Below are 21,683 nucleotides of genomic sequence, written 5' to 3' on the forward strand. Positions count from 1 at the left end.
GCCGCCGGCTCAGATTTCATTCATCACTCTTTCGACACCCGTTGCGGCGCCACTCGCCGCGCGACGAGGCTGGAATCGACCATGAACGATCATCTGCTGCAACTCTCCCCCGAGCCCGTGTGGCGTCATTTTCGTACGCTCTGCAATACGCCGCGCTCCTCAGGTCACGAAGCGAAACTGGTCGAGATTCTGGAACGCTGGGCCGACGACAACGGCCTGACCCACGACCGCGACAGCTACGGTAATCTGCGGATCCGCCGTGCCGCGAGCCCCAGCTGCGAGTCGGTACCCGGCGTGATCCTGCAGGGCCATCTCGACATGGTCACCCAGGCCAACAGCGATCACCCCCACGATTTCCTCAACGACCCGCTCGATACCTACGTCGAAGATGGCTGGCTGCATGCCCGCGGTACCACGCTCGGCGCCGACAACGGTCTCGGCGTGGCGGCGGCGCTGGCGATTCTGGAAGCGGATGAGTTCGATCACGGCCCGATCGAAGCGCTATTCACGCTGGAAGAAGAGACTTCGCTGCAGGGCGCGCTGTCGCTGGACGAAGGCTGGCTGGAAGGGCGCTATCTGCTCAATCTCGATTCCGAGGATCGGGGCGAGGTTTACATCGGCTGCGCCGGCGGTGCCGATGTGGTCGTCGACGCCGACCTGCCGATGCGCGGGTGCGACGAAGAAGAGGTGATGCGCAAGATTTCCCTGACCGGGCTGGTCGGTGGGCACTCCGGGGCGGATATTCACAAGGAACGCGGCAACGCCAACCAGCTGCTGGTCAGAGCACTGCGCGGGCTGGGCGATCTGGAGATTCGCCTGGTGGACTACCACGGAGGCACGCTGCGCAACGCCCTGCCTCGCGAGGCCTTCGCCACCATCGTGGTCGACGAGCATCATTTGCCGGCCGTGGAAGAGACACTGATCACGTTGCAGGCACGTTATCGCGAAGAGCTGGCGGGCGTGGACGACGGCGTGACGCTGTCGCTATCACCGGCAGCGACCTCCTGTGAAGAGACCGAAGCGCTGACCGATACCGCCACTCTGTTGCTGGTCGCCGCCCTGCACGCCGCGCCTCACGGCGTCGACCGCATGAGCGTCGAAGTGCCGGGCGTGGTCGAGACCTCCAACAATCTCGGCGTGGTATCACTGGAGAACGGGCGTTTCCATCTCTGTGCGCTGGTACGTTCGCTGCGCGATAGCGCGACGCTCAACCTGGCCGACCGTTTCACCGCGCTGTTCGGCCTGATCGGCGCCCAGACGCGGGTCGAGAACGTCTATCCGGGCTGGACGCCGAGCGCCGACAGCACGCTGCTGACCCGTTTCCGCCGCTTACATCAAGAACAGCTGGGCGAGGATCCCGCGGTCAAGGTGATCCACGCCGGGCTCGAGTGCGGCATCATCGGCGGCAAGTATCCGCAACTGGAAATGATCTCCTTCGGCCCGGTGATTCGCGGCGCGCATTCACCCACCGAGCGTACCGAGCTTTCATCCGTCGAAGAGTTCTGGAAAGTCCTCAAGGCGCTGGTAGCCGATATCGCCTCCGGCAAGGCCGCCTGAAGCTGAACATGGCGAGCGATTCTCTCGAAGCAATTCAAGAGAACCGTTCGCCACGGGTGAAAGCCCATTCCCTCAAGCGCCTTCCTGCCAAGGCGCTGCCCGTGCCGAATCAAGTATTGGTCATCAGCACACTATCACCGCTGCCTAACGCAATATCTTCTAAACGCTGAGCGTCCCCGAAAAACAGTCCAACTAATATGACGTCAGAGAGGTCATCTATATTGGGCGCATCACTGACCGACCATTGGGCCGTAGGCTCTTCGAGCATACGTTAAATCGCTTGGCTGCCCGTTGGGACCGATTTTCTTGGTTTGGTCTCCTGCCTGTCTCAGAATCCGGTCAGCTAGGAGTGCTGCCAGCAACATTTGAAGCGGCAAAGATGATTCCTGCGCTAGAAGCTATTTTGATTGAGGCGCTTGAACCTCGCCAAAATCGAAACGCGGTGATGATCTTTCGGCTGTTGAGTTAATTCAACGTGAAGACCCGGAGATCCAGAAGAAGCGTGCGAAGGCCTCGCTAGAAGCTGCGATTGAAAAGCTGTGAGGTCTAACAATTCATTCTAGCCGAACCCGCTTCACGGGTCGGCTTAATTCAAGCGTTAGCGAAGACGGAAGAATGATGGTTCGAAGCTTGCGGATGCAAGGAACTCATTATGGGTAAAATCGAATTCTCCAAGAAAGAAAAGGAAATAATGACCCAAAAGGTCAAGAAGTACTTTCAGGATGAGTTGAATGAAAATATTGGCAACTTTGACGCCGAATTCCTTATCGATTTCTTTGCTGAGGAAATGGGAGGCTTCTTCTACAATCGTGGCCTCTATGATGCTGAAACGATGATCGCTGAAAAGGTCTCTGAAATTTCTGATCAACTGCTTCAGCTCGAGAAGCCAGTGTCGATGGGAGGCAAACCATAAGATGAAAACCAAGCAGTGCATCGCATCACATAACCAGGCGTATCGGTTCGCCACCGCAATCGGCAGGGCGATCGCGAGCTCGCGCCTCTGTAAGCGGCATTAGGTCTCTACGATGCATGTTCTTATTACTGGTGCAGCAGGTTCTGGAACCAGCACACTCGGCAAGGCGCTTGCCAAGAATCTGAATGCTCTTTTCCTTGAAGTAGATGACTTCTATTGGTTAAAAACGGATCCGCCGTTCACGAAGAAAAGGCCCGTGGATGAAAGGCGTAGGTTGATCATGTCGAGCCTGAAAAGTTATCCGGACGCGGTCGTCTCAGGATCTATGATGCAATGGGGCGAGGAAATTGAGAATGCTTTTGATGTGGTGGTTTTTCTTTATGTGGAAGCATGTATCCGCTTGAAGAGGTTGCGGGAAAGGGAGATACATCTTTTTGGTGTTGCAGATCCCGACTTTTTGGAATGGGCGGCGCAGTATGACCAAGGAACTGCGCCGGGAAGAAGCCTCGCCAGACACCAAGCATGGCTTGAAAAACGCTCATGTTGCGTCATAAAACTAGAAGGAGCCATGTCGGTGTCTGAGCAACTATCAGCTTTGAGGCAGAAAGGCTTAACTAACCGCTTCAATTGATCATCCGAAGCGCTGCCGGGCTTCGGCCGACAACTGAGCTTCGGCGTCAGCTCCTGTCCCGACAAGGCCAAGCACAGCGACAGCTTTTTCGTTGCGAAGAGGGCGATAACAACGGCTTATTGCTGCTGCTGTTGGCGCGTGTCCTCGCGTACCGCCTCGCAACCTTCTTCCGAAATATATCCCTTCGAAAGCGCGTGCTCCGCCATGCTGACGCTGTCGTGGGCCAGTATCAGCTCACAGCCAGCCTCACGAACCTCGTGAGCGAGGACCTCGATGGCGGCGTCCCGCTCGGGGTCGTTGTCCACCTTGCGAATGTAAATGGCACGCACGCGATCCGGGTGCGCCTTGACGATCTCGGTGTAGACCTCCGGGTCCCGTTGGCCGCTGTCGCCGATGAGGATGAACGGCAGCGTATCGTAGAGCGCCAGCATGTTGTTGATGACATCGGACTTGTGGTCCTGTGCCTTGCGTGGCCAGGGGCGTTTGATGGTCATGCCCCATTCGCGCAGGAACAGGATCGGCCCCACCGGGATATGGTTCAGGTTGAAGAACGTCTCGAGCACTTCGTAGATGGCCCATGGCCCCCGCGACACGTAGAGCATGGGCCGTTTGCGATTCTCTTCAGCACCACCGTAGAGCGCCCTATAAAGGGCGGAAACGCCGGGAAAGGCCGTGCGTCGATCGGCCTTTTCCATGAACAGTCGATAGAGCATCTTCAGCTTGTTGGCGACACCGGTGTACATCACAGTGTCATCGATATCGCTGATCACGATCAGGTCGGTGCTCGCCGGCGGAATGTAGATTTCGGTTTCGGTGCTGATGGCGTCGTCTTCCGAGACCACCTGCAGTTTGACCGAGTGCCAGATCGCGTCGGCGGGGAGGGTGTGGGTAATGTCGATATGCGCGTGAAAGTAGCCATCACGGTCGGTGGTGACGGTGGCGTGGGTCGCGCCTAGCCGGATATCCACCCGGGCATCTCTGACCCCGTGCCTCACCACGCGGCGGGCGACATCGACCAGATCGCTGGCGACGCCGCCTTGCTTCCAGCCCGCCAACCGGCCGGGTTGCCGAAACACGCGGCCCATGATGAAGGCTTCCGAATGCGAGCCGTAACCGCGATACGGATGCACGATGACCCCGCCTTCACCCTTGTCTCCCCGCATGGGGCGGATGAAGATTCGAACCAGTTTCTTGGTGAAATGGACGAGTTTGGTCACGAACAGTCGCGGAAGTGAACCCGATCTCGAGGAAGAACCGGTGCTGGAACGGTGGCTGGAGCATCCTCTGGAACGATTTCCGGCGCTATCAACGCCAGCACTGTCATCGGAATTGCCATCAGAACCGTCGCTGGAACTATCGACGGTCGTGTCGGCAGGGATTTCGGAATAGTGGGGCACGATGACAGTCGATCCTAGGTTTGGTTAACCCTGAGTATGGGAACTCGGGCGCCATCCTGCAAAGTCTGACCGAGAATCGGACGTAATCGAAGAGCCTGACGCAAGAACGCCCACCGAAAGGTGGGCGTTCGTTCGGCCGTGTCAGAAGACGATCAGGCGTGCTGCTTGCTGTGACGACCTTCGGCCAGCTCTTCCAGCAGCTTGGCATTGAAATCGTCGAGATCCTTCGGCGTGCGGCTGGTGACCAAGCCGCTGTCGACCACAACGGATTCGTCGACCCAGGCTGCACCGGCGTTCTTCAGGTCCTGGGCGACGGACGGCACCGAGGTCATCTTGCGACCCTTCACGACGCCTGCGTTGATCAGGATCCACGGGGCGTGGCAGATCGCGGCGACCGGCTTTCCGGCCTCGAAGAAGGCCTTGACGAAGCTGAGCGCGGTATCATTCAGGCGAAGGGTGTCCGGGTTGAACAGGCCACCGGGGAGCACCAGCGCGTGGTAGTCGGCAGCGCTGACGTCGCTGAGACTCTTGTCCGCTTCGTAGGTGTCGCCCCAATCCGTTTCGGCCCAGGCGCGGATGCCTTTGCCGTCCGGCGTGATGACGTGGGTTTCGACACCCTGACCTTGCAGCGCGGCGCGCGGCGCGGCGAGTTCGGATTCCTCGAAGCCGTCGGCGGCGAGGATTGCGACACGTTTACCATTGAGTTGCTGAGCCATCTTGACCTCCTAGTCTTGATAAATCGGCTTGATAAATCGGCTGTATGTTTCGATAAATGACAAGCCCATGGGCCATCCCGGTCCATGTCTCGGCTTACCCCTGAAGCTTGGGATACTCTGGACAAAGTTCAAGTCAAAACCGGCCGCTTTCGATGCCATCGCTTGCGCTGGGGCAATAACTTGCGGATGGTGACGCCGCGATGGCGTCGAGGTCAGAGGAAGGCAAAGCGATGAATGTAGCGGGTGAGTGGCTGTCGGGCGGCGGTGTTGTCATGGTATCGCTGCTCGGGTTGGTGGCAGTGGTGTTGGGCGTCGGTCTGCTGTGGCAGCGGCAGCGCTACATGAGTGAGAGGAAAGCGCTCCAATCCCGCTTGCAGGCCAGCGAGGCAAAGTGCCAGCGCCTGGAACACGAGCTGGCCCAGAGCGACGGCCAGCAGGACGATCTCCGCGAGCGTCAGGCCCAACTGCAGCAGCAACTGAGCTCTCGTGAACAACAGCTCGAGGCTCTCAACGAACGCTTGGCCACGCTGCGCGAGCAATACGGACGGCTCGAGACTCGCCACGAGCAGCAGCAGAATCAGCACGCGGAACAGCTCCAGTTACTGGAGCAGGCGAAGACCCGTATGGGACACGAATTCGAGTCCCTCGCCGGGCGCATTTTCGACGAGCGTCAGCGCGCCTACAGCGCACAGAGCCGGGACAGTCTGGAGGCGTTGCTGAAACCGTTTCGCGAGCAGGTCAGCGGCTTTCGTCAGCGTCTCGAGGAAATTCACGGTCAGGAAGTGCGCGAACGCACCACGCTCAAGGTGCAGATCGATCAACTCGCTTCGCTCAACCGCCAGATCACCGAAGAAGCCGCCAATCTCACCCGCGCCCTGAAGGGCGACAAGAAGATGCAGGGCAACTGGGGCGAGATGATGCTGGAGTCGGTACTGGAGCGCTCCGGTCTGCGCCGGGATATCGAATACCGGCGCGAAGTCTCGATCGACGGCGAGCACGGGCGCCAGCGTCCGGATGCCATCATCTATCTGCCGGACGACAAGCATCTGATCGTCGATGCCAAGGTCTCGCTCAACGCCTATGTGCGCTACGTCAACGCTGAAGACGAGGTCGAGCGCGAGCAGGCGCTACGGGCTCATGCGCAGGCGGTGAGAAGCCATATCGAGTCGCTTTCCGGGCGTGACTATCCGCAGCTGCCGGGACTGCGCTCGCCGGATTTCGTGTTCCTGTTCATGCCGGTCGAACCGGCCTTCGCGGTCGCCTTCCAGCATGACGAAAGCCTGTTTCAGGACGCGTTTTCCCGCGACATCATCGTGGTGACGCCGACCACGCTGCTGGCGAGCCTGCGCACCGTGGCGAGTCTGTGGAATCTCGAACGCCAGAACGAGAACGCGCGGCATATTGCCGAGCGCGCCGGCAAGCTGCTCGACAAGTTTCAGGGGTTCGTTTCGAGCCTCGAGGATGTCGGCCGCCACTTGGGGCGGGCGCAGGGCAGCTACGATCAGGCCATGGGGCGGCTGTCGACCGGGCACGGCAGCTTGGTCGGCCAGGCGCTGGCGCTCAACAAGCTGGGTGTGCGGATGAAGCGCGATCTACCGGCGCACCTGACCCGCGAGACGGACGAGGAGATCGAACCAGAGGGGGAAATCGACGAATCGGACGAAGCCGGTACGCCTGCCGGTTCTGCGCGAACCGGATCCGCCGCCGACGATCCGACGCCGTAACGCAGACCGCCGCCCGGTTGGGCGGCGGTCATCAGCGCGAAGGCTGTTCGAAGCGCTGTTCGAGGGGCGATCAGCCCAGGTAGGCGTTGAGCATCCAGACGGTCTTTTCCTGTTCGCGAATATAATCGCTGGCCAGGGAGGCGGTCCCTTCGTCGTCGGCGTCGCTCGCCTGCGAGAGCAGCTCGCGCTGGAGCTCGATCAGGACCTGAAAACCTTCCACCAGACCCCGCACGCACTGTTTGCCGTCGGCGACCTGCTTGTCTTCCTGAATCTGGGAGATCTTGGCGTAGTCGCTATAGGCGTGCAGCGGCTGATAGCCCAGGGTCAGGATGCGTTCGGCCACTTCGTCGACCTTGGTCAGCAGATCGGTGTAGATCTCCTCGAACTTGGCGTGAAGCTCGAAGAACTGCTCGCCCTTGACGTTCCAGTGATAGCCGCGGGTGTTCATGTAGAACACCTGGTAGTTGGCCAGCAGCCCGTTGAGTCGCTCCGCAAGCTGCTGGGCGCTGGAAGCGTGAAGACCTATCGCATTGGTATCGGACATGGTATCTCTCCTGGAAAGTGATGGTGAGAGTGTAACCGGGCGCCCCCTGGAGACCCATCCAAGTATCGATATGGCTTGGATAGTGTCGTTCTATCAGGACGTTAAGCGCTTCCACGCAGAGGTATATCAGGGCTGCATGACCACAAAACAAGCCTCGCGGCAGGCGTCCGATGGCATCTCACCCGTTGGCGCAGACTCGCCAGAGTCTGGCCAGCGTGCGCGCACGGTCACTCAGCAGTTCGCCGCAGCGGTCCAGCGCCTCGTCTAGCGTGATCGGGCCGTCCGCCAGGGCGAACGCGGCGGTGATGCCATGTTCGAACGCGTCCTGCCACTGATCGCCGAGACGACCTGCCAAGACCACCGTGGGAACGCCGAAGCGCTCGGCACGCCGGGCAATGCCGATCGGGGTCTTGCCGGAAAGACTCTGGCCGTCCAGCTGGCCCTCGCCGGTAATCACCCAGTCGGCATCGGCGAGCAATGCGTCGAATTTCACCTGTTCCATCACCAGTTCGATGCCGGGGCGCAGGGTGGCACCCAGAAACGCGCGGGCGGCGAAGCCCATGCCACCGGCGGCGCCTGCGCCCGACAGTTCGCGAAAATCCTCACCCAGTGCGTTGGCGGCAAGATCGGCAAAATGCGCCAGCGCTCGATCGAGTCGTGCGACATCCGCCTCGGTCGCCCCCTTCTGCGGGCCGAAGATGGCGCTGGCACCGCGTGGTCCTAGCAGCGGATTGTCGACGTCGACCGCCGTCTGCACCGTCAGCGCCGCCAGGCGCGGGTCGAGGCCGTCGAGATCGAGCGTTTTCAGATCGGCCAGTGCAGCCCCACCCGAGGGAAGCGGCCGGCCTTCGCTATCGAGCAGTCGTGCGCCGAGGGCCATCAGCATGCCGGCACCGGCGTCGTTGGTGGCGCTCCCGCCCAGCGTCAGCACCAGCGACTCGGCGCCGGCATCCAGTGCGGCCAGAATCAGTTGGCCGACCCCGTAAGTGGTGCTGTGGAGCGCAGTGCGCTCTTCCCGCTCGAGCTGCTGCAAACCGCTGGCCTCGGCCAGTTCGACGAACGCCGTGCGCGACGGCTCGTGCCAGCCCCAGGCCGCCGTGGCGTCTCGCCCCAACGCATCCTGAACGCTCGCCATGCGACGCTCGGCCTGCGTCGCCGCCAGCAGGGCGTCCAGCGTACCCTCGCCGCCGTCACCCATCGGGCACTGATGAAGCGTGGCGTCGGGTAGCTCCTGCCTCAGGCCGGTGGCTATGGCGGCGGCGGCATCGCGGGCGGAGAGCGCATCCTTGAAGCTATCGGGGGCGATGACGATATTCATGGCATCCTCGGCTGGGAATGAATCGGGTTCGTCGTGACTCTGTCCAGCATAACGTCGTTCGCGGTTGGCGGCGACGGGCTCGTCGTTGCGCTGCGATCCCTCCGTCAGCGCCCAGGTACCGCAGCGCATGATGACTAGCGTCCGAAGACGCCGAACGGGCTTGCGATGAACGTGGATCGGCAGACGGGAAAATGGCATGCTGAACACTGTTCGTAATCCTCTGCGAGGATCCTGTCATGAACGATCGACGATATCGAATTGGGCGCTGGTTGACCGTGTGTATCGGGCTCGGGGTGCTGAGCGGTTGTCAGTCACTCGCGGCACCGGAGCCTACCTCGTCAGCCGGCGGCAACGTGTTGCCGAGCGCCTGTCGCTGGCCCGCCAGCGGCGACCCGCTCGAGCGTCTGCGTGCCACCCGCGACGCCCTCGAAAGCCAGGGCTATGCCATTCTCGACACCGATGCCCAGTTGGGGCTGGTCAGTGCCGAACGCAAGACGCGTCAGCCCGGGCTCGGCGCGGTGAATAGCCCGTTCGGGCGTACCGGTTTCTGGGGTGGCTTCGGCCTTGGCGGTCGGAATGGCTACTCGCTGGGCGTCATTCAAGGCTTCGGCGGCGGCTACGATACCGATCCGGTCCAGATCGAGCGTGTCTCCGTGGTGACGCCGGAGACGACCACGCTGGTGGATCGTGACTCGGTCGTGGTCGATTACAACGGTTATCTGATCGATGCGCGCAGCTACAATCAGCCCTCGTTCTGCCAGCAGCTGCATCAGGACATCGAATCTCGCCTGAACAGGCCCGCCGCGGGAATTGCCCCATGAACCAGCGTGAAATGACGACTCCCCGTGAAGCCATCACATTGCGATCCGGACTTCGGCAGCTCGTCTGGTCGAGTCTATTGGTCGGAAGCCTTCTGTTGACGGGCTGTGCGGTGTCACCCCAGGCGCAGCCGAGAAGCATCGCGGTGCAGGCGACCGCCGATGAGACACTCAAGGCGACGCTGGCGATGCTGGCGGAGCGCGGCTTCGTGATTCGTCACGGTGATGGTGACCTGGGTCAGATCGATGCCGTGCTGGCGTCCCGATCCGGTTACGAGATGCACGCGCAGGTCACCAGCGGGGGCGAGCGCCCGCCGGGGCTGGTTCTGCAGAACGGGAATACCTATCTCACCTTGAGTGGTCGTCGCGGCGGGCATCCGCTGGAAGCCGTCGAACTCGATCCCTTGTTCATCGATGTTCAGAATCGTCTGAGGTTGTTGCCTTGAGAAGAGGGTCGTTCTTGCGTCGCTGGCGTGAGCTAGGGTTCGGAGTGGTGATCGGATTGTTCGCGGGGATGCCGTCGACCGCCTTGGCGCATCCGCATGGCTGGGTCGACTTGAGCGTCGAAGGCATCTTCGACGCTCAGGGCGAGCTGACCGCCTTGCGGCAACGCTGGCGCATGGATCCGTTCTACAGTCAGGTGGTAATGGAAGACATGGGTCGTGTGGAAGGCGATACCACGATGGCGCAGCGGCTCGATGCGCTGGGTGTCGAAATCCGCAATAACCTCGAGACTAACGATCACCTCACGCACATCACGCTGAACGGCCAACCGGTGGCCCAAGGGACGGTAACCGACACCAATACCGAGTACCGCGATGAGCGCCTGGTCTTCAGTTTCGTGCTGCCGCTGGCCAAACCCCAGGCGCTGGCGGGACAGACGCTGCGCTACCAGATCTTCGACTCGACCTACTACATCGAGATGCTGCACGAGGCCAATGCCGATGGCTCGGAGCCCCTGCCCGGGGCGCTTTCGCTGGATGACGCGCCTCGAGGATGCCATACGCGGATTCTCAAGGCGGATCCGGACCCCGATAAGGTGATGGAGGCTTCCATGCTCGATACCACCCAGCAGGGCGAGCCCAACCTGGGCCAATTCTTCGCCGAAACCGGAGAGATCACGTGTCCGGGTTGAAAGCGATGGCAGGTTTCCTCGTTCCCTTGGTGTTGCTGATTGCCATCGGCATCGCCGGCTACTCGCTGGGGTGGTGGCAAAACGTCGCGGTCCAGATCGTGCTCTGGCAGGGCAAGCTCTACCACACCCTGGTCGAGGCGGTCAGCGCGCTGAATCGCACTCCCAGTGCGACGACGTGGGGCGTTCTGCTCGGCGTGAGTTTCGGCTACGGCGTCTTCCATGCGGCGGGGCCTGGCCATGGCAAGGTCGTGTTGAGTACGTATCTGGCGTCGCAGGGTGGGGCGTGGCGCCGCGCGCTGGGGCTATCGGTGCTGGCGGCGCTGCTGCAAGGCGTAATGGCGATCGCGATCATCGGGGTGCTGGTCTTCGGTCTGGGCTGGCTGACCCGGCAGGCAATGGGCAGCATCGATCAGGCTGAGCTTGCGAGTTTCGTGATCGTGTCGCTGGTCGGGCTCTGGCTCTGCATTCGATCGCTGCGCCGGCTATGGCGTTCGCGTCATATCGGCGCCGCCTCGACGACCGTGATCTCGGCCTTCACGCCGGTCACGCCCGGCCCGAGGTCGAGTCATTCGTCGCTTAGGCCGGTGTTGCCGTCGCGACACGCCCATGACGCCCATTGCGGCTGCGGGCACGATCATCATATCGACCCGCGCGAAGCGGGGGACTGGCGGGTGGCGTTGCTGACGGTGCTGTCGATCGGTGTACGCCCCTGCAGCGGCGCGGTGCTGCTGCTGGGCGCGGCCGCGCTGCTCGATCAGTTCGGCAAGGGCGTCGTCGCGGTGCTGACGATGTCGCTGGGAACGGCATTGACCGTCTCCTCGTTGGCTCTGCTCAGCGTACTGGCGCGGGACTGGGTCAAGCGTCATCTCAAGCCAGCCGCTGGTGGCGGGCGCTGGCAGGCCTGGATCGGCCTGACGGGCGGAGCGCTGATACTGGTGCTGGGTCTGTCGCTGACGCTGGCCCAGTGGCAGCGAGGGCCGGCCATCGCGCCTCCATTGCTGGGTGGATCCACGCTCGGAGCCCCCACTGCGCAGCAGTCGGGCCACGTGCCCGGGCCGTTTGGCCCTGGGCGAGGTTGACCCGCGGACTCGGCCCATTGAACCGCAGAGCCCTATAAACGTCGTCGTCTAACGCGCGAGACCCGCTTCTTTCGCCAGCCGAGCGATCTCCGCACGGCGCTTCTCGAGCGCTTCGTCAGTATAGGCTTCGGCACTGCCATGGCCCCAGACCGGGCCGGGCCAGGCGGCATCGCCGGCAAAACGCACGATGATGTGGAGATGGAACTGCGGCACGACATTGCCGAGCGTGGCGATGTTCAATTTGTCGCCTCCGTAGAATGCCATCATCGCCTGTCCGAGCTGCGTGGCTTCCTGCCATAGGCGAGTCTGCTCGTCGGCCGGCAGATCGTAGATTTCGACGACATCGGCGCGCTGTGGTATCAAAATGACCCAGGGATAGCGCGCGTCGTGACTCAGCCGAACCTGGGTTAAAGGCAGGTCGATGACGTGGGCGCTGTCCTGCTGCAGGCGTGAATCGAGCATGAAGTTGGGCATGACGCCTCCGGTAGGAAAAGGAAAGGGTAACGACGCAAGGCGAGCGGTCAGCGCCACTTTACGTCGCGGCCCCCGGAGCGTCGAGTTGCGTGAGGGCCTGGGCAACGGTGGTAATATTCCTGCGTTGTTGCTAGATCGTTGCCTTGGTCGGCTGAAAGGCTATTCAGGATGGCTGCTCGGCGAGGCTATTCGAAACGGGCTATCCGGCGAAGGCTATTCGAAAAGGGTTGTTCGAAAAGGGCTACGCCAGCAGGCGACTTTGACGAGGATGATGGCATGAAAGTGGCGTGGAGAGTGTGGGTCATTGGCTGCCTGTTATTGACGTTGGGCGCCTGTAACACGATGCATGGGCTGGGTAAGGATATCGAGCGCGGCGGAGAGAAGATCCAGAATGCTTCCCGTTAGCAGTTCAGCCGTGAAATCCAGCAGTTAAGGCAAGATGTCATGCGCGTTTTCTCGCGCGCTCTGCTATTTTGATGGCAGGCCGATTACATAACGGCCCGGATGAGCCACGAATGCATCCGCCTAAAACGTTAAGGAGGACGACACCATGAAACGCCTAATTGCTTTCTCTCTGCTCGCACTGTTCAGCGCCGGTATTCTGGCGGGTTGCAACACCGTCGATGGGGCTGGCAAGGACATCGAAAGTGGCGGTGAAGCCGTCCAGGACGCCGCTAGCTGATATGACAACGCCCGATCCTCTGGATCGGGCGTTTCTCTCTTTTCGTCAGATAAAAGCTTCGTCAGACCCGCTTTCCGTTATGCCCTTGTCCCACCTGATGATTTCCCGCCGCGAAAAATGTATACGTGATATCGTCATGTTTCTCTCCCGACGCCCGTCGATCGAACGGAGTCGTGCATGACTTCCTCTTCCCGCACTGAATCGCATCCGCGTGATCCCGAAAGCGACCTCGGTTCGTTGGCGACTTTCGATGACGCCAGCGTCTTTTCCCTCGATACGCTGCCCGGGCCGCGGGAATCCCCCGTCTCCATCGTTTTCAACGATACGGCTTATGCCACCGTGCTGGCGACGCCGGATCAACTCGAGCCGTTGGCCGTCGGTTTCGCTTTCAGCGAAGGGGTGATCGATCGTTACAGCGATATCGAAGCCATCGAGATTGAAACCAGTCGGCACGGCTTTCGGGTCCGCTTGCGGGTCGCCGAGCGCATTGCCAGGCGCGCCGGTAGTCAAGCGAGGGCGACACTGTCCACCAGCGGCTGTGGTGCCTGCGGGGTGCAGGAGGAGTCGCAGCTACTGTTCGGCCTGACCCGCCTTCCCGCCATGACCTTGCCGGCTGTCGAGGTCCTCTCGGCGGGCCTTGGAGCCTTGCAAGCCGAGTCCGCCCCTGGCGTGCATCTGGCCTTGGGAATCTCCGGTGTCGGTGAGATCACGACCGTTGGCCGCGATATTGGCCGCCACAACGCGCTGGACAAGGTGATCGGCGCCAGTTTGATCGCTGGCATCATGCCAGCGCTGGTGATGATGTCCAGCCGCTGCAGTCTTGAGCTGGTGCAGAAGAGCGTCCGCGCTCGGATCCCGGCGCTGGCGACGCTCTCCTATCCTTCACGACTTGCGGTCGAAGTCGCGCGAACCTGCAATCTGACGCTGATCAACTGCCACCGCGGCAAACGGCTCGAACTGCTGAGTCGCGGCGACGACTAAAAGTCGCCTACCTCTCTGATTATCCTCAAGCGCAGCGCGTAACGGCCGATACGCTATCCCGTTTGGCGCGCAAGCCCCCGTCCGTCAGGTTATCGACAGCCGAAACGTTAGCGGAGTAATATACTTTGGTATTACGACCAACGTTCATGTCGGCTCCGTTGCCCATCCAGCGCGCGAGTCTTTGCTTGCGCCGATAGCGAATCCCGGTCTTCATCGCCGCCGCACTGCCATGTGCCGGTGGCGGGCGCGTCTGTCACTGCCATTCCCGTTCGTCACCCCCTCGAACGTGTAAGGAGAAGCATGTCCCAGTCCCAGCAGGAATCCAGCCCAGACTTGTCCAGTGCTGATACCACTCAGCCTGATGCGAAGGTATTCGCCTATCACAATCCGGCCGGTGGCTGGGGCGCGCTGAAGTCAGTGGGCAAGCATCTATTGCACAGCCGCTCGCCGGCGCTCAATGCGCGTTCGCTGTTCAAGCTCAATCAGCCGGACGGCTTCGACTGCCCGGGCTGCGCCTGGGGCGATCCGGAGCACGCGTCGTCTTTCGAATTCTGCGAAAACGGGGTCAAGGCGGTGACCTGGGAAGCGACCGCCAAGCGTGTTACACGACAGTTCTTCGCCAGGTACAGCGTCAGCGAATTGAAGACCTGGGACGACTATCGCCTCGAGGATCAGGGCCGTCTGGTCGAGCCGATGCGCTATAACGCCGAAACGGATCACTACGAGCCGATCGGCTGGGACGCGACGCTGGATCTGATTGCGGCGGAATTGAAGGCGCTGCCGTCACCGAATGATGGCATCTTCTATACCTCAGGCAAGGCATGTAACGAGTCCGCCTACGTGTTCCAGCTGCTGGCGCGATTCTTCGGCACCAACAACCTGCCCGACTGCTCCAACATGTGCCACGAGGCCAGCGGCTCGGCGATGAACGCGGCACTGGGTACCGGCAAGGGCAGCGTGCTGCTGGAAGATTTCGAGAAGGCGGAAGCGATCTTCGTCTTCGGTCAGAACCCCGGCACCAATCATCCGCGTATGCTCGGCGTGCTGCGGGAAGCGGCCGAACGCGGCGCCACCATTGTCACCTTCAATACGTTGAAGGAGCGCGGACTGGAGAAGTTCGCCGATCCGCAAAAGCCGTTCGAGATGCTGCATAACGGCAGCCATCGCATCAGCAGTCATTACTTCCGGCCTAAGCTCGGCGGTGACATGGCGGTAGTGCGTGGAATGGCCAAGGCGCTGTTCGCTCGCGATGCCGCCGGAGAGGACGTGCTCGACCACGACTTCATGGCCAGGTATACCGCGCATCTGCAAGCCTACCGCGCCCGCGTCGAGGCGACCGACTGGGCGACGCTGGAAGACCAGTCCGGCCTGACGCGCGACGAGATGGAGCAGGCCGCCGAACTTTACGCGCGTTCCAACGCGACCATCGCCTGCTGGGCAATGGGAATCACCCAGCACGAGCACTCCGTGGCGACCGTGCGCGAGATCATCAACCTGCTGATGCTGCGTGGCAACATGGGCAAACCGGGCGCCGGCCCGTCGCCGGTTCGTGGGCACTCCAACGTGCAAGGCGACCGCACCATGGGGATCTTCGAGAAACCCTCGAAGGCCCTGCTCGACGCTCTCGAAGCGCGTTATGCCCGAGCCATGCCGCAGGAATTCGGTTGGGACTCGGTGGCCGCGGTCAAGGCGATGCGTGACGCGCCAGGCAAGGTATTCATTGGTCTGGGAGGCAACTTCACCCGCGCCATTTCCGATAGCGTCGTCACCGAGCAGGCCATGGCCAACTGCCGACTGACCGCGTTCATCAGCACCAAGCTCAACCGCAGCCATTTGGTGACCGGCGAGCAGGCATTGATTCTGCCGTGCATCGGGCGTACCGAGATCGATGCCAACAGTGCGGGCAAGTCGCAGCTGATTACGGTGGAAGACTCGATGAGCATGGTGCACGGTTCCGCCGGGATCAATAAACCGGCAGACAAGTCGCTGCGCTCGGAAATCTTCATTCTGACCGGTATCGCCGAACGCTTGTTTGCCGACGAAGAGGCCGATACCGATGGCGTCGACTGGGCCTCGCTGCGCGAGGATTACGACGTCATTCGCGAGCATATCGCCGACGTCATTCCCGGCTTCGCGGACTTCAACCGGCGTGTTCGGCAGCCGCGCGGATTCTGGCTCGCCAACCCGGTCGCCAGCCTCGAGTTCACTACCGCGACCGGCAAGGCCGAGTTTTCCGACGACGCGCTGCCGCAGGCCGTCATGCACCAGCGTCTGGCGAAACGCGACGGCTGGCTGACGCTGCAGACGGTGCGTTCGCATGACCAGTACAACACCACCGTCTATGGCTATGACGACCGTTATCGCGGCATCGAGGGCGGTCGTCAGGTGATCTTCCTCAACCGCGACGACATCGCGCGGCTGGGCTTCGAGGCCGGGCAGTGGGTCGACCTGATCGGCGAGTCGGAAGATGGAGTGACGCGTCGCGTCGACGGTTTCAAGGTCGTCGCCTACGACACGCCCCAGGGTTGTGCCGCCGCGTATTACCCCGAAACCAATCCGCTGCTGCCGTTGGATCACAAGGGCGTGCAGAGTCACACGCCGGCGTCGAAATCCATCGCCGTGCGCCTGGAAGCGAGCACGCGACTTGCCTGAGCTTCCGGACGCGATCGAGCTGCAGCGCCAATGGGAGGCGCTGCAGGACGAGCACCCCGAGCTCGAACCGGTCGCAGCTCTGGTGTTGTTGGCGCTGAAGGAGTCCGGCCCAGCGCGAGAGGCCGGTATCTCCACCGCACTGATCTCGCGTCGTCTGGGGCTCGAGCACGCCTTGATCCGGCGCGCGGCGGCCGATCTCGAGACCGGGGGCTGGGTCTCGGCCCGGCCTGCCGGCGCTTCAAGCCCGGCCTTGCGGTTGATTTTGACGCCCACTTGCTGACTCAATGCCGGTATCGACGACTGTCGCGATCATCGCAGAACACGATCACTGGAGAGAGGAAGCGTTGCATGTCGGACAATCATTTGCAGGGACGAGTCGCGGTCATTACCGGCGGTGGTGTGGGTATCGGCTACGCCATCGCGAAAGCGTTGGCGGTCGCCGGAGCGCGCGTCGTCATCACCTACCGCTCCCACGAACCGGATGCAGAGGCGCTGGCGGCGCTGACCGCCCGCGGCGGAGAAACGGCGCTGGCCCGGTCGCTGGACGTCACCGATGAAGCTGCCGTCGAGCGCTTCGCGAGCTGGCTGAAGGAACAGGTCGGCGGCATCGACATCCTGATCAACAACGCCGGCGGCTTGATTCAGCGCTCGACCATCGAAGAAATGCCGTTCTCGCTGTGGCGACGGGTGCAGGCGCTCAACGTGGATTCGGTTTTTCTGGTCACCCATCATCTGCTGCCGTTATTCCGCGACAACAGTGGGCGCATCGTTACGGTGTCATCGCTGGCCGGGCGCAATGGTGGGCATGCCGGTGCCACGGCCTACGCCACCGCCAAGGCGGCGCTGTTCGGCTTCACCCGTGGGCTGGCAAAGGAAGTGGCGGGGCGGGGAATCACGGTCAACGCGTTGGCGCCGGGTTTCATCGAGGCGACCCCATTCCATTCGACCTTTACCACCGACGAATCCAAGCGCGCCACCATCGAAACGATCCCCGCCGGACGCGCCGGTCGGCCCGAAGACGTCGCCTCGGCGGCGGTCTGGCTGGCGAGCGACGGTGCGGCTTTCGTCTCCGGCACGATCGTTGATATCAACGGCGCCCAGTACTTTGGCTAAGAGCTTTGGTTAGGAGCTTTGATTAAAGGTTTTGACTGACGGCCCGCTAGTCGAGCGTGACGAGGAAATCGTCGAGGCAGGCGGCTAGCGTTTCGGGATGTTCGAGCATCGGGGTATGGCCGGCGTCGAGGATCTCGAGTCGGGCGCCGGCGATACCTGAAGTCAGCCCTCGGGCGTGCTGGAGTGAGCGGGCCGGGTCGCGCTTGCCGTGAACGACCAGCGTGGGGCAGCGGATATCGCGTAATCGTCCGGTGAGATCGAGTCGACGCAGGCTCGTCATGGCGTGGTAGGCACGTTCGGGGCCGGTGGAAAGCGCATAACGGCGCAGCTCGTCGCCGTAGCGAGCCAGGGCTTCTTCACCGATGCAGCGCAGCAGGAAAGTCTTGATGAAACTTTCTCCCCATTGCGCCAGCAGACGCTGGGGCAGCTCGGGGTCGCCATGGTTGGCGGCGCTGGCGCCGGTGTCGATCAGAATCAAACCATCGAGTCCGGCCCCCAGCTGTGCCGCGACCTGCAGTGCGATGACACCACCGGCGGAGTGGCCCACCAGAACCCGGCACTGACGCTCTCCCTGTAACCATTGATCGGCGATGTCCTGTGCCACTGCCGGCAAGTCGCCGTTGCCCGGGCCGGCCAGCCAGTCGAGCGGCTGCCAGTGCCAGCCGTCTGGCAGCGGAACCGGGTCGAAGATCGTGGGTGGCAGTAGGGTGCCGGGCAGCGCGATCAGCGAGCCCGGCACAGGTAGCGGCGAGCGATCAGCCACCGATGGCGCCGATCAGCCAGGCGAAGGCGAGCAGGATGATGCCGATGCCCCATGCCCACAGAAAGGTGAACTTGAGATGCTCGCGCAGCTCGACACCGGCCAGGCCGATGGCCAGATAGACGCTGGGCACCACCGGACTGATGCTGAAGCCGGTGTTCTCGCCGATCAGCATGGCGCGGGCGACGGCGTCCACCGGGACGCCGGCGGAGGTCGCAATATCGCGTACGATCGGCATCAGCGCGAAGTAGTAGGCGTCCGGCGAGAACAGCATGCCCAGCGGCACGCCGAAGAACCCGACGATCAGATGCAGCACGCCCGCCGAACCCGCGGGTAGCAGGTCGATCAGCGCAGTGGCCATGCCTTCCGACATCCCCGCGCCAGCCAGTATGCCGAGCAGAATCCCCGCCGTCAGCATCACCAGCGCCATCTGCAGGGCGTCGTTGGCGTGCCTGGCCAGCTCCTTGCCCTGCGCTTCCGGGCGCGGATAGTTGAGCAGCAGCGCGATACCCAGGCCGACCATGAAGCTCGCGTAGAGCGGGAAGGCGCCGGTGAACAGAATCAGCAGAATGATCAGTGTCAGCACCACGTTGGCCCAGTAGCGCCAACTGCCGAGCGGCAGCGCCGTCTCCCGCGGCGGCAACAGATAGGCGGTCATGTCACCACCGCCAGCGTGACCGTTGGCCCGGTTCTGGCGCTGGGCCTTGATGCCGAAGTAACTCGCGAGCGCCAGCAGCAGCACGATGCCCAACGCCTGGACCGGTAACAGCGGCAGCCACAATTCGGAAGCGTCCACGCCAGCCGTGGCCGCGGCGCGTGCCGTCGGGCCGCCCCACGGCACCATGTTGATCACGCCGGCGCTCAGCCCGACCAGACAGATCAAAATCAGCGGGCTCATCTTGAGACGCTGGTAGAGCGGCAGAAAGGCGGGAATCGTGAGCAGAAAAGTGGCAGCGCCGACACCGTCGAGATGCGCGATAGCCGCCACCAGCACGGTAACGATGGCCACTCTGAGCGGCTCGCCACGGGTGCGTTTGATCAGGAAGTTGACCAGTGGGTCGAACATGCCGCGTTCGCGCATGACCCCGAAATAGAGGATGGCAAAGATGAACAGCGTCGCGGTCGGCGCGACGGCAGTCAGACCATCCTTGATGAAGCCGCCGGTCTCGGCCGGCGTGAAGCCCGCCAGCAAGCTGGCAACAACCGGGATCACGGCGAAGCCGACCACCGGGGTCAGTCGTTTCAGAAGTATCAGTGCGATGATGCCCAGCATCATCACGAATCCGAGCGTTGTTATCATGATGGCTCCGTGAGTTGGCGTAGTCTGGACGCTCGAGCGTCTCTTGGCGTGGTCAGAACAAAGGTGAATGTCAAAGGGTCGAAGTCGATACCGTTCGACCCGAGTTGCTCAGCCGTCGGGGGGCGGCAGACGCATTCCCAGCAGCAGATAGCTCAGGCTCTTGCCGTGGCGGTCGAGCGTCGCACTCTGATTGACGCCGCCTTCCAGTGCGCCCTCGATGACGAAGTTCATGCCATCGAGATGGGGCAGGCAGTAGCGCGTTATCTTTTGGGGATGACGGTGGCTGAACCGCGAAGCCACTGCCGCTTCGGAAAGGTGTTGCTCGAGCCACGCGTAGTGACGGCTCTCGAAGGTGAATATGGCCACGTTCAGGGTGTTGCCCTTGTCGCCGGCGCGGGCATGTGCGAAGTCGGCAAGTAAAACGTCTTGGTTCGTCATCGGTGCCTCATTGCCAGGAGACGAACGGCATGACCCGCTCGCGCGCAATCAGAAAGGATCGGGTGCGAAGCGATTCGCTCAACTGCCGACGAACGCCGCCACCCCCGGCCGGCCCGTTGAGGTAGAGCGCCTCGAGTTCCTGCAGTGCCAGGTCGATGGCAGTCCGGTCGCGATCGACGATGCCCAGGCGCAGGCGCACGTCTTCCACCGCCGGGGCTTCCCTCAGGCGCTTTTCCAGCCACTCGCCGCTGCCATCGTTGAACAGACTGGCGACGCCGATCAGATCGAAATGCGGCCTCAGTTGGGGTAATCGGGCGCCCAGGCGCTGACGCAGAATCTCCAGCGCCAGTTGGGCGCGTTCCACCGCGTCAGGGCCGGCGTAGGAGATACCTGCTTCACCGAACCACAGCCCGCGCAGCCCCAGGTTGCCCTTGAGCGTTGCCGGTGCCGGATGCCCGTGAACATCGTGTATCGCGACCCGGTCCGGGCCCAGGGTTTCCAGTCTCGCTCGCGAGACATCGAGCGTGACGTCCGGCGTCAGGTAGGCCGCCGGATCGTGAACCTCGTAGAGCAGCTGTTCCTTGACCGTCTGCTCGGTGACGCAGCCACCGCTACCCGGCGTCTTGGTGATGACCAGGCTGGCGTCGCTGCCGACTTCGGCGATCGGGCAGCCAAGATTGGCGAGATCCGTAACGGTCTTGCGCCTGGCATCGGCGAAATAGCCGCCGGTGATTTGAGTGCCGCACTCCAGCAGGTGGCCGGCGGCGGTCGCCACCGCCAGATGCTGCCAGTCGTCTGCCGCCCAGCCGTGAGCGTGACACAGCGCGCCGACCGCCATCGAAGGATCCGCCAGCCGCCCGCCGATGACGATATCGGCGCCGTCGTGCAGTGCCTGAGTGACCGCTTCCGCACCGATATAGACATTGCAGGAGACGATCTCCTCAAGCGGACAGTCGGCGGGAAGCCAGTCGGCGATGGCGGCTCGATCCCCAGGCTCCTCTCCCAGCTCGCCGCCCAGATCGTCGCCCATCACGCAGGCGATTTTGGCGTCCAGACCCTGCCTCTTCAGCTGCTGGCGCAGCCGCTGTGCCGCTGCCACGGGATTGGCTGCGCCGCCATTGGTGATGATCGGAATGCCGTGTGCCAGACACGACTCGACGATCGGTTCGAGAAAGGCGAACAGATGCGTGGCATAACCAAGAGCCGGGTCTTCGAGCTTGCGTAGCTGTGCCTCGGCCAGGGTGCGTTCGGCCAGCAGTTCAAAGAACAGATAGCGCGCCCCGTCTCGCTCGGCGAGTGCTTCGACCAGAGCGACGGCGGCGTCCGGGCGATCACCGGCGAAACCGGCACCGCAGCCAATGTGCGCGTAGCGAATAGGTTGAGAGGATGACATGGAGAATCCGTTGAACCGTCGATGGCCAAGACAATGGCTCAGCGCGACAAGATCAGGC

The 21,683-nt window shown here is 62.3% G+C and carries 23 protein-coding genes; 14 read left to right on the top strand and 9 right to left on the bottom strand.

Features of this window, described 5'->3' with window-relative positions; all coding sequences use genetic code 11:
- Positions 1 to 81 precede the first annotated feature (81 nt).
- The 3 genes from DOM27_RS13395 (at position 82) to DOM27_RS13410 (ending at position 3,101) form a co-directional block, all read left to right on the top strand.
- Complete coding sequence (locus DOM27_RS13395; protein ID WP_110656559.1) at positions 82 to 1,557, top strand: aminoacyl-histidine dipeptidase; 1,476 nt, start codon at positions 82 to 84, stop codon at positions 1,555 to 1,557.
- A gap of 652 nt (positions 1,558 to 2,209) precedes the next feature.
- Entirely contained in the window at positions 2,210 to 2,470 is a 261-nt protein-coding gene (locus DOM27_RS13405) for a DUF2164 domain-containing protein (RefSeq protein WP_110656560.1), read from the top strand.
- Between the two features lie 112 nt (positions 2,471 to 2,582).
- Positions 2,583 to 3,101, top strand: coding sequence for an AAA family ATPase (locus DOM27_RS13410; protein WP_110656561.1), 519 nt, complete (start codon positions 2,583 to 2,585; stop codon positions 3,099 to 3,101).
- Positions 3,102 to 3,217: 116 nt separating this feature from the next.
- Here DOM27_RS13410 and DOM27_RS13415 read toward each other — a convergent pair whose 3' ends face one another.
- Together DOM27_RS13415 and DOM27_RS13425 are read right to left on the bottom strand one after the other, a co-directional pair.
- A complete protein-coding gene (locus DOM27_RS13415) occupies positions 3,218 to 4,318 on the bottom strand; it encodes an App1 family protein phosphatidate phosphatase (RefSeq protein ID WP_342588622.1) in 1,101 nt (366 codons plus the stop codon).
- Positions 4,319 to 4,650: 332 nt separating this feature from the next.
- Complete coding sequence (locus DOM27_RS13425) at positions 4,651 to 5,214, bottom strand: type 1 glutamine amidotransferase domain-containing protein (RefSeq protein WP_110656564.1); 564 nt, start codon at positions 5,212 to 5,214, stop codon at positions 4,651 to 4,653.
- Between the two features lie 230 nt (positions 5,215 to 5,444).
- On the opposite strand from DOM27_RS13425, the gene DOM27_RS13430 reads away from it, so the two are divergent.
- Positions 5,445 to 6,938, top strand: coding sequence for a DNA recombination protein RmuC (locus DOM27_RS13430; protein WP_188113729.1), 1,494 nt, complete (start codon positions 5,445 to 5,447; stop codon positions 6,936 to 6,938).
- 70 nt (positions 6,939 to 7,008) lie between these two features.
- On the opposite strand, the gene DOM27_RS13435 is transcribed toward DOM27_RS13430, so the two are convergent.
- Together DOM27_RS13435 and DOM27_RS13440 are read right to left on the bottom strand one after the other, a co-directional pair.
- Positions 7,009 to 7,482 carry a Dps family protein gene (locus tag DOM27_RS13435; protein WP_110656565.1) on the bottom strand — a complete coding sequence of 158 codons (474 nt, stop codon included), beginning with the start codon at positions 7,480 to 7,482 and terminating at the stop codon, positions 7,009 to 7,011.
- A 178-nt stretch (positions 7,483 to 7,660) separates the two neighbouring features.
- Positions 7,661 to 8,800: a glycerate kinase gene (locus DOM27_RS13440; protein WP_110657792.1), complete on the bottom strand. Its 1,140-nt coding sequence runs from the start codon at positions 8,798 to 8,800 to the stop codon at positions 7,661 to 7,663.
- A gap of 236 nt (positions 8,801 to 9,036) precedes the next feature.
- Between DOM27_RS13440 and DOM27_RS13445 the strand changes: the two genes are divergently transcribed.
- Genes DOM27_RS13445 through DOM27_RS13460 form a run of 4 tightly spaced genes read left to right on the top strand, consistent with a single transcriptional unit; the run spans position 9,037 to position 11,832 of the window.
- Positions 9,037 to 9,621 (top strand): hypothetical protein, encoded by a 585-nt coding sequence (locus DOM27_RS13445; RefSeq protein ID WP_110656566.1) that lies wholly within the window; start codon positions 9,037 to 9,039, stop codon positions 9,619 to 9,621.
- Entirely contained in the window at positions 9,618 to 10,064 is a 447-nt protein-coding gene (locus DOM27_RS13450) for a hypothetical protein (protein WP_110656567.1), read from the top strand. Before DOM27_RS13445 ends, DOM27_RS13450 begins: the two co-directional genes overlap by 4 nt.
- A gap of 14 nt (positions 10,065 to 10,078) precedes the next feature.
- Complete coding sequence (locus DOM27_RS13455) at positions 10,079 to 10,753, top strand: DUF1007 family protein (RefSeq protein WP_245392724.1); 675 nt, start codon at positions 10,079 to 10,081, stop codon at positions 10,751 to 10,753.
- Positions 10,741 to 11,832 carry a nickel/cobalt transporter gene (locus DOM27_RS13460; RefSeq protein ID WP_110656568.1) on the top strand — a complete coding sequence of 364 codons (1,092 nt, stop codon included), beginning with the start codon at positions 10,741 to 10,743 and terminating at the stop codon, positions 11,830 to 11,832. Before DOM27_RS13455 ends, DOM27_RS13460 begins: the two co-directional genes overlap by 13 nt.
- Before the next feature lie 48 nt (positions 11,833 to 11,880).
- Here DOM27_RS13460 and DOM27_RS13465 read toward each other — a convergent pair whose 3' ends face one another.
- Positions 11,881 to 12,306, bottom strand: a complete 426-nt coding sequence (locus DOM27_RS13465; protein WP_110656569.1) for an HIT domain-containing protein — start codon at positions 12,304 to 12,306, stop codon at positions 11,881 to 11,883.
- Between the two features lie 276 nt (positions 12,307 to 12,582).
- Between DOM27_RS13465 and DOM27_RS13470 the strand changes: the two genes are divergently transcribed.
- The 6 genes from DOM27_RS13470 (at position 12,583) to DOM27_RS13495 (ending at position 17,734) form a co-directional block, all read left to right on the top strand.
- Positions 12,583 to 12,711, top strand: coding sequence for an entericidin A/B family lipoprotein (locus DOM27_RS13470; RefSeq protein WP_110656570.1), 129 nt, complete (start codon positions 12,583 to 12,585; stop codon positions 12,709 to 12,711).
- Between the two features lie 145 nt (positions 12,712 to 12,856).
- The gene (locus tag DOM27_RS13475) at positions 12,857 to 12,988 is read left to right on the top strand and encodes an entericidin A/B family lipoprotein (protein WP_110656571.1); all 132 of its coding nucleotides are present in this window, start codon (positions 12,857 to 12,859) and stop codon (positions 12,986 to 12,988) included.
- A gap of 177 nt (positions 12,989 to 13,165) precedes the next feature.
- A complete protein-coding gene (locus DOM27_RS13480; protein WP_110656572.1) occupies positions 13,166 to 13,969 on the top strand; it encodes a formate dehydrogenase accessory sulfurtransferase FdhD in 804 nt (267 codons plus the stop codon).
- Positions 13,970 to 14,269: 300 nt separating this feature from the next.
- Positions 14,270 to 16,621, top strand: coding sequence for an FdhF/YdeP family oxidoreductase (locus DOM27_RS13485; protein WP_110656573.1), 2,352 nt, complete (start codon positions 14,270 to 14,272; stop codon positions 16,619 to 16,621).
- A complete protein-coding gene (locus DOM27_RS13490; RefSeq protein WP_110656574.1) occupies positions 16,614 to 16,901 on the top strand; it encodes a MarR family transcriptional regulator in 288 nt (95 codons plus the stop codon). The genes DOM27_RS13485 and DOM27_RS13490 overlap by 8 nt, the downstream gene beginning before the upstream one ends.
- Positions 16,902 to 16,969: 68 nt before the next feature.
- Entirely contained in the window at positions 16,970 to 17,734 is a 765-nt protein-coding gene (locus tag DOM27_RS13495; RefSeq protein WP_110656575.1) for an SDR family NAD(P)-dependent oxidoreductase, read from the top strand.
- A 46-nt stretch (positions 17,735 to 17,780) separates the two neighbouring features.
- Here DOM27_RS13495 and DOM27_RS13500 read toward each other — a convergent pair whose 3' ends face one another.
- The 4 genes from DOM27_RS13500 to DOM27_RS13515 all read right to left on the bottom strand — a co-directional run bounded on the left by DOM27_RS13500 (position 17,781) and on the right by DOM27_RS13515 (position 21,625).
- Entirely contained in the window at positions 17,781 to 18,497 is a 717-nt protein-coding gene (locus DOM27_RS13500) for an alpha/beta fold hydrolase (protein ID WP_110656576.1), read from the bottom strand.
- Positions 18,490 to 19,794 carry a CitMHS family transporter gene (locus tag DOM27_RS13505; protein WP_110656577.1) on the bottom strand — a complete coding sequence of 435 codons (1,305 nt, stop codon included), beginning with the start codon at positions 19,792 to 19,794 and terminating at the stop codon, positions 18,490 to 18,492. Before DOM27_RS13505 ends, DOM27_RS13500 begins: the two co-directional genes overlap by 8 nt.
- Before the next feature lie 108 nt (positions 19,795 to 19,902).
- Positions 19,903 to 20,232, bottom strand: a complete 330-nt coding sequence (locus tag DOM27_RS13510) for an AtuA-related protein (RefSeq protein ID WP_110656578.1) — start codon at positions 20,230 to 20,232, stop codon at positions 19,903 to 19,905.
- A 7-nt stretch (positions 20,233 to 20,239) separates the two neighbouring features.
- Positions 20,240 to 21,625 carry an acyclic terpene utilization AtuA family protein gene (locus DOM27_RS13515; protein WP_188113730.1) on the bottom strand — a complete coding sequence of 462 codons (1,386 nt, stop codon included), beginning with the start codon at positions 21,623 to 21,625 and terminating at the stop codon, positions 20,240 to 20,242.
- Between the last annotated feature and the right edge of the window lie 58 nt (positions 21,626 to 21,683).

Origin of the sequence: Salinicola halimionae (assembly GCF_003206065.1) — a bacterium.
GTDB lineage: Bacteria > Pseudomonadota > Gammaproteobacteria > Pseudomonadales > Halomonadaceae > Salinicola > Salinicola halimionae.